A 7,210-nucleotide genomic window follows, 5' to 3' on the forward strand; every position below is an offset into this window, starting at 1 on the left:
CGCGACGACGAGGCCGCCGCCGATGCGGAGGCCGTCCTGGCGCTCGTCGGGGCCGTGCGGGACAGGCGGTCGGACGCGGGCTGGCAGGCCGTCGACGCGCTCGCCGCGCGCCCGTGGGCGACGCAGGAGGAGGTCGCCGCCGCGCTGGGCGTGAGCCAGCAGGCCGTCAGTCAGCGGCTGCGGACGGCCCTGTGGGGCGAGGAGCTCGCCGCGCGCGCGGCGGCTGCCCGGCTCCTGGCGCGGGCCGAGGGACGTGTCGGGGGCGACCGGTAGCCTCGCGGCGAGCCGTGCGGCGGGAACCCCCGGGACCCGGCGCGGCCGTCATGGCCCTGACGACGAAGGAGACGCGTGGACGACTGGCTCACCCTGGTGCTCGGCCTCGCCGCGCTGATCGTCAGCGCGGCCGGCGGCTGGCCGCTGACCTCCGGCATCCTCGCTCTGGCGGCGCGCTCCTCCGACGCCGGGGCCCCGGACGTCCCCGCGTCGCCCGGCGCCCTCCCGCAGCACGTCCCGGACGCGGCCGGTTCGACTCCCGGCGGCGACGGGCCCGTGGGCCCGGACGCGCAGGCGGCCCTGCGGGGCGGCACGTGGATCGGGATCCTCGAGCGGCTCGCCATCACGGGCTCGATCCTCGCCGGCTACCCGTCGGGCATCGCGCTCGTCATCGCCGTCAAGGGCCTGGGCCGGTACCCCGAGCTCCGCGAGCACCCGGGCACCTCGGAGCGCTTCGTCATCGGGACCCTCGCGTCCATGCTGTGGGCCGCCGTGGTCGGGGCCGTGGTGCGCCGAGTCCTCGCGGGCTGACGGTAGACTGCTCCGCGCGCGTCGCCGGGCGTCGCACGAGCCCCGACCGACCTGACAGGAAGATCTGCTGTGGCCACGACGAACGACCTGAAGAACGGCACCGTCCTCAACCTGGACGGCCAGCTGTGGACCGTCATCGAGTTCCAGCACGTCAAGCCGGGCAAGGGTGGCGCCTTCGTGCGCACCAAGCTCAAGAACGTGCTCTCGGGCAAGACGGTCGACCGCACCTTCAACGCCGGGACCAAGGTCGAGACGGCCAACGTCGACAAGCGCGACATGCAGTACCTGTACAAGGACGGCACGGACTACGTCTTCATGGACACGTCCACCTACGACCAGCTCAACGTGCCCGAGGCCACGGTCGGCGACGTCGCCAACTACCTCCTCGAGAGCCAGCAGGCCATGGTCGCGACGCACGACGGCAGCCCGCTGTACGTCGAGCTCCCGCCGTCGGTCGTCCTCGAGATCACCTACACGGAGCCCGGCCTGCAGGGCGACCGGTCCACGGGCGGCACCAAGCCCGCGACGCTCGAGACCGGCGCCGAGATCCAGGTCCCGCTGTTCCTCGAGCAGGGCACGCGCGTCAAGGTGGACACCCGCGACGGGTCCTACCTCGGCCGTGTGAACGACTGACTTGGCCGCACGCAGCAAGGCCCGCAAGCGCGCGCTGGACGTCCTCTTCGAGGCGGACCAGCGGGGCGTCCCGCCGCTCGAGCTGCTGGCGACGCGCATCGCGGAGCCGGGCCACGAGAGCGCGCTGCCGCAGTACGCCGTCGAGCTCGTCGAGGGCGTCCTGTCACAGCTCGACCGCATCGACGAGCTCATCGCGACGTACTCGCACGGCTGGACGATCGAGCGGATGCCGGCCGTCGACCGGGCGATCCTGCGCCTCGGCGCGTGGGAGATCCTCTTCAACGACGACGTCCCGGACGCGGTCGCGGTGGACGAGGCCGTCGAGCTCGCGCGGGGGCTCTCGACGGACGAGTCGCCGTCGTTCGTCAACGGGCTCCTGGGCCGGATCGTGGACCTGAAGCCGACGCTGTCGGTCTGACGACGTCTCAGACCGGGGTGCCGCCGACCGGCACGAAGTCGTAGAGCACGGCCCGCGTCGCGGGGTGGCGGGCGACCGACAACGGGCGGCGCCCGCGTACGGGGACCCGGGGGGACGGCCGGCCGAGCATGTTGCCCTGGACCACGGGCACGCCCATGTCCACCAGGGCCGTCAGCTCGGCGACGTTCTCGACCCCCTCGGCGACGACCTCGAGGCCGTGGGCCTCCGCGAGCCCGAGGATCGCCTTGAGGACTGCCACGCCCTCGCTCGTGGCGATGTCGTGCACGAACGTCTGGTCGATCTTGAGCACGTGGATCGGGAGCTCGCCCAGGCGTGACAGCGAGTTGTAGCCCGTGCCGAAGTCGTCGAGGGCGATCTTGACGCCGCGCTCGACGAGTACCGCGAGCGCGTCGCGCACGTGCTCGGCGTCGTAGAGCAGCGCGCTCTCGGTGACCTCGATGGTGAGCATGTCCCAGCGGTCGGTGCCCCAGGACCGCTCGACGAGAGCGACGAAGTCGGGCTCGTCGAGCTGGCGCGCCGCGACGTTGACCGCGACGGGCAGGTCGAACTGCTCCATCCCGTGCCGCGCGGCGACGAACATCTGGCGGCCGACCTCGACGATCAGGCCGGTCTCCTCGGCGAGGGGCAGCCACTCGCCGGGACGGCGCAGGGCGCCGTCGTGACGCCAGCGGGCGAGGACCTCCAGCCCGATGACCTCGAGGGTGAGGGCGTCGCTCAGCGGCTGGAAGTACGCGACGATCTCGCCGTCCCTGATGCCGACCTCGAGCTCGTCGCGCGCCGTCGCGCGGGCGTCGACGCGGGCCCGCAGGCGCTCGTCGTAGAGCGCCACGCCCGCGTGCGAGCGCTTGCCCTCGAGCATCGCCAGGTCGGCCTCGCGCAGCAGCCCGTCGGGGTCGACGACGTCGCCCGGTGCCCAGGTGGCCACGCCGACGGTGATCGTGGTGCGCACGACGTCCTCACCGGGCGCCTCGAACGTGTCCCGGACGCGCCGGGCGAGGGCCCGGAGCTCACCGTCGTCCGGCGCGCGGTCGAGGACGGCGACGAACTCGTCGCCGCCGTGGCGGGCCAGGAAGGTGCCCGCGCTGAGCACGGCCGTGAGGTGCTCGGCCGCGTGGACCAGCAGCGCGTCGCCCCAGGCGTGGCCGTGGCGGTCGTTGGCGAGCTTGAACCCGTCGAGGTCGCAGAACAGGACGGCGACGGGCGTGCGCTCCACGTTCGCCCGGTCGAGCGTCATCGCGAGGTGCTGGTCGAGGGCATGCCGGTTCGCGAGCCCGGTCAGGGAGTCGGTGAAGGCGGCGCGCTTGAGGCGCGAGGTCATCGCCTGGCGCTCGGCGGCGCTCGAGACGACGCGCGCCAGGTCACGCAGGAAGGCGGCGTCGACGGGGTCGTCGGGTCGGCCGTCCTCGGCGAACAGCTCGGTGACGAACCGGTCGCGCGACAGCGGCCGGATGGTCCCCACGATCCGGTCGTCGTCGAGGAGGCGGCGCGCGGCGGCGACGGCGCGCTCGAGCGCCTGCTCGGGCGTGCGCAGCAGCCACGCGTCGTTGGTCACGGCGCTCAGCGCGTCGCGCATGCTCGCGCGGCGCAGCCAGTCACGGCGCACCTCGGCGATGCGGAAGGCGGCCATGAACATCAGGCCGGCGATGAGCGGGACGACCCACAGCCCGGCGAGCCACTCCGTCGACTCGTTCGGCGGCGGGACGGCGGAGACGATGAGCAGGGTCGTCGAGACGGTCCCGGCGACGGTGACGACGGCCCCGACCGCGGTCATGGTCCGGCCCCGCAGCCGGCGCAGCACGGTGGTCGCCACCACCAGCAGGGGCACGAGCAGCACCGCGGTGCGGAGCGGGCCGTAGACCGGGATGCCGTCGACGTAGCGGTGGGCGAAGACGAGGTCGGTCGTGACCCAGAGCACGGCACCGCACGCGTACCACGCGGCCATGGCCGCGACCGGGCGCACGTCCGGACGACCGCCGCTGCAGACGCGGACGGCCGGCTCGCTGATCACCACCGCCGCAGCGACCGCGAGGAAGCGGAGAAGCAGGAGGGCGCTGTGCGCCGGCTCCGCCGTGAGGAGCAGCAGGCCGTTGACCAGGCTCACCGCCGCGAGCGCGAGCGCCCACACCACGGTCCAGAGCGCCTCGGCGGGGCGGAGCCCGTGGCGCCAGCCGCTCGCGTGCAGCGCGCAGAGCCCGACGACCACTCCCGCCACGAGGCACTGGAGGACGACGGACCACGTCAGCGCAGATCCGGACACATGGGCAGTATCGGTGGCGTACCGCTCCTGCTTGAGCCCGGCGCACCGGGCATTCAGGTGATGTGTGCGCGCTCAGCCGTCCGCGGGCAGGTGCCCGAAGCGGTGCCGCGTCCGGCTGATCGCCTGCTCCCGCAGGACGGTGCGCAGCTCCCGCTCGCCCGAGGCGACCACGGGCGCGTCGATGAGGGTCACCTCGCCGACGCGCGCGGCGACCGCCTCGCGCAGCCCCGCGCTGGTGCCGACCAGGCGGACGCGCCCCGTGACGGCCCCGTCGCGCACGCGTACCGCGAAGGCGTCGTCCGCCTCGCCGGGCGCCCGCGAGAGCGTCACCGGAACCCCGGCCAGCGCTGCCGCGGCGCGCACGCGCGTCACGTCCCGCTCCCTCGCGTCGGCGCCGACCCGGACCGTCAGGTGGGGCACGGGGCGGTAGCGCAGCACGTTCGCCTCGACGGCGAGCCCCGACGGGTCGTGCTCCACGCCGAAGTGCTCCCGCCAGCAGCGCTCGTCGTCGGCCCGCGCCCAGGCGAGCCAGCCGTCGTCGTCGCGGGGGACGTCGGGGGCGTCCGCCCACGCGCCGAGCTGCGGCACGTAGCCCGGACCGCCGGCCTTGGCGCCGGGCCCGACGGCGCTCGCCTTCCAGCCGCCGAAGGGCTGGCGCCGCACGATCGCCCCGGTGATGTGCCGGTTCACGTAGGCGTTGCCGACCTCCACGGCCCGGAGCCAGTGCTCGATCTCGCGCTCGTCGAGCGAGTGCAGTCCGCCGGTGAGCCCGAAGGCCACCTCGTTCTGCACGGCGATCGCCTCGTCGAGGGTCTCGACGCGCATGACGCCCAGCACGGGCCCGAAGACCTCCGTGAGGTGGAAGAAGGAGCCCCGCGCGACGCCGTGCTTGACGCCGGGCGTCCAGAGCCGGCCCTCGGCGTCGAGGCGGCGCGGACGCACGAGCCAGCGCTCGCCCGGGTCGAGCGTCGTCAGGGCCCGGAGCAGCCTGCCCTGCGCGGGCTCGACCAGCGGGCCGACGGCGACCCCGAGGTCGGACGCGGGCCCCACCCGGAGCGACGTCACGGCATCCGCGAGCTGGCGCCGCAGCCGGTCGTCGCGGCCCGCCGACCCCACCAGCACCAGGAGCGAGGCCGCCGAGCACTTCTGTCCCGCGTGGCCGAACGCCGACCGCACGACGTCCGCGACCGCCAGGTCGACGTCGGCCGACGGCGTCACGACGAGCGCGTTCTTGCCCGACGTCTCGGCGAGCACGTCCAGGTCCGGACGCCACGACGCGAAGAGCCGCGCCGTCTCGATCGACCCCGTCAGGAGCACGCGGCGCACGTCCGGGTGCGTCACGAGGTGCCGGCCGACGTCGCCCTCGGGCGCGTCGAGGACCTGCAGCAGGTCGGGGGCGAAGCCCTCCGCCTCGAGCGCCCGCCGCACGGCGCCGTAGGCCACGCCCGCGCTGCGCGGCGTCTGCGGGGCCGGCTTGGCCAGGACGGGGGACCCGGCGGCGAGCGCCGCCAGCGCGGAGCCGACCGGGATCGCCACGGGGAAGTTCCACGGCGGGGTCACGACGGTGAGCCCGTCCGGCCGGAACACCGCGCCGGGGACCGCACCGTCGGCGAGCGCCTCGGCGCGGTCCGCGTAGTACCGCGCGAAGTCGACGGCCTCGCTGACCTCCGGGTCACCCTCGGCGACGGTCTTGCCGGCCTCCTGCGTCATCACGGCGACGAGGTCCCCGCGCGCACGCTCCAGCTCGAGCGCGGCCCGCCGCAGCACCGCCGCGCGGCGCTCGGGCGACGCGGTGGCCCAGGAGTCGCGCAGGCCGAGGGCGACCGCCACGGCGTCGTCGACGTCGCGTTCCGTGCGGATGACCACGGCGGCCGGCACGTCGACGTCGCGCGCCGGGAGGGCCGCCGCCCAGGCGCGCGCCTCGGCGACGGCCGGGTCCGTGTCCGGGACGTTCTCGAAGCCCGGACCCGGGAGCGTCGGCTCGCCGCGGGGCACGCGCCGGGGCAGGGTGGCGGCGGTCGCGGCGCCGGCGACGGCGGCGACGAACGCGTCCCGCTGGCCTTCGACGCCCGCGGCGTCGCCGTCCTGGCCGCCGGCGAAGAGGTCGTGCAGGAAGTTCTGCGGCGCCGCGTTCTCCTCGAGGCGCCGCACGAGGTAGGAGATCGCCACGTCGAAGTCGTCCCGGGCCACCACCGGCGTGTAGAGCAGGACGTGGGTGTCGGGAGCGACGGCGTCGCGCACGGCACGGGCCTGGGCGGGCGCCATGCCCTGGAGCATCTCGACGTCCAGCGCCTCGCCGACGCCCCGCTCGCGCGCCAGGAGGTGGGCGAGCGCGACCCCGTAGAGGTTGTGGCTCGCGGCGCCGACCCGCACCGCGCCGGTGCGTGCGGGGTCCAGGGCACGGTCCAGGAGGCGCACCCAGGAGGCGTCGACCTCGGCCTTGGTCCCGTAGGGCGCCTGCGGCCAGCCGTGCAGCTCGGCCTCGACCCGCTCCATCGCGAGGTTCGCGCCCTTGACCAGGCGCACCTTCACGCGCGCCCCGCCACCGGCGACCCGGCGCGCCGCCAGGGCCGTGATCTCGTCCAGCGCCGCGTGGGAGTCGGGCAGGTACGCCTGCAGCACGATGCCCATGGCCATCGAGCTCAGGTCCGCGTCGGCGAGGAGGCGCTCGAAGACCGCGACGGTGAGCTGCAGGTCCCGGTACTCCTCCATGTCGAGGTTGAGGAACGTGCCGTGCGCGTGCGCGGACCGGTACAGCGGCTGCAGGCGGTCGACGACCCGGTCACGGCTGCCCGCGGTGTCCCAGGTGGCGAGCTGGCTCGCCACGGCGGAGACCTTCACCGAGACGTAGTCCACGTCGGGACGCTCGACGAGGGCCCGGACGCGGTCGAGGCGCGAGCGCGCCTCGACCTCCCCGAGCACCGCCTCGCCGAGCAGGTTGAGGTTGAGCCGGAAGCCCTCGGCGCGGGCGCGGGCGACGTGCCGGCGCAGGCCCGGGCCCGCGTCGGCGACGAGGTGCCCGACGAGCTGGCGCAGGCGGGCGCGCGCGGCCGGCACGACGACGTGCGGCAGGACCG

Annotated in this window: 6 protein-coding genes; 4 read left to right on the forward strand and 2 right to left on the reverse strand. The window is 75.1% G+C overall.

From position 1 onward, the window contains the following. From IDM29_RS13190 to nusB, 4 genes are all read left to right on the forward strand, one after another. On the forward strand, positions 1-273 hold a 273-nt coding region (locus IDM29_RS13190), incomplete at its 5' end, for a sigma factor-like helix-turn-helix DNA-binding protein (RefSeq protein ID WP_304518691.1). 75 nt (positions 274-348) lie between these two features. Further along, the gene (locus IDM29_RS13195) at positions 349-804 is read left to right on the forward strand and encodes a hypothetical protein (RefSeq protein ID WP_182111180.1); all 456 of its coding nucleotides are present in this window, start codon (positions 349-351) and stop codon (positions 802-804) included. Positions 805-873: 69 nt separating this feature from the next. Continuing rightward, positions 874-1,437 (forward strand): elongation factor P, encoded by a 564-nt coding sequence (efp, locus tag IDM29_RS13200; RefSeq protein ID WP_182111179.1) that lies wholly within the window; start codon positions 874-876, stop codon positions 1,435-1,437. A 1-nt stretch (position 1,438) separates the two neighbouring features. Further along, positions 1,439-1,855: a transcription antitermination factor NusB gene (nusB, locus tag IDM29_RS13205; RefSeq protein WP_182111178.1), complete on the forward strand. Its 417-nt coding sequence runs from the start codon at positions 1,439-1,441 to the stop codon at positions 1,853-1,855. Positions 1,856-1,862: 7 nt separating this feature from the next. Here nusB and IDM29_RS17710 read toward each other — a convergent pair whose 3' ends face one another. Together IDM29_RS17710 and IDM29_RS13215 are read right to left on the reverse strand one after the other, a co-directional pair. After that, on the reverse strand, positions 1,863-4,133 hold the full coding sequence (locus IDM29_RS17710; RefSeq protein ID WP_182111177.1) for a bifunctional diguanylate cyclase/phosphodiesterase: 2,271 nt from the start codon (positions 4,131-4,133) through the stop codon (positions 1,863-1,865). A 72-nt stretch (positions 4,134-4,205) separates the two neighbouring features. Next, the coding region (locus IDM29_RS13215; RefSeq protein ID WP_188037621.1) for a bifunctional proline dehydrogenase/L-glutamate gamma-semialdehyde dehydrogenase at positions 4,206-7,210 on the reverse strand (3,005 nt) is incomplete at its 5' end.

Origin of the sequence: Actinotalea sp. JY-7885, assembly GCF_014525465.1 — a bacterium.
Taxonomy (GTDB): domain Bacteria; phylum Actinomycetota; class Actinomycetes; order Actinomycetales; family Cellulomonadaceae; genus Actinotalea.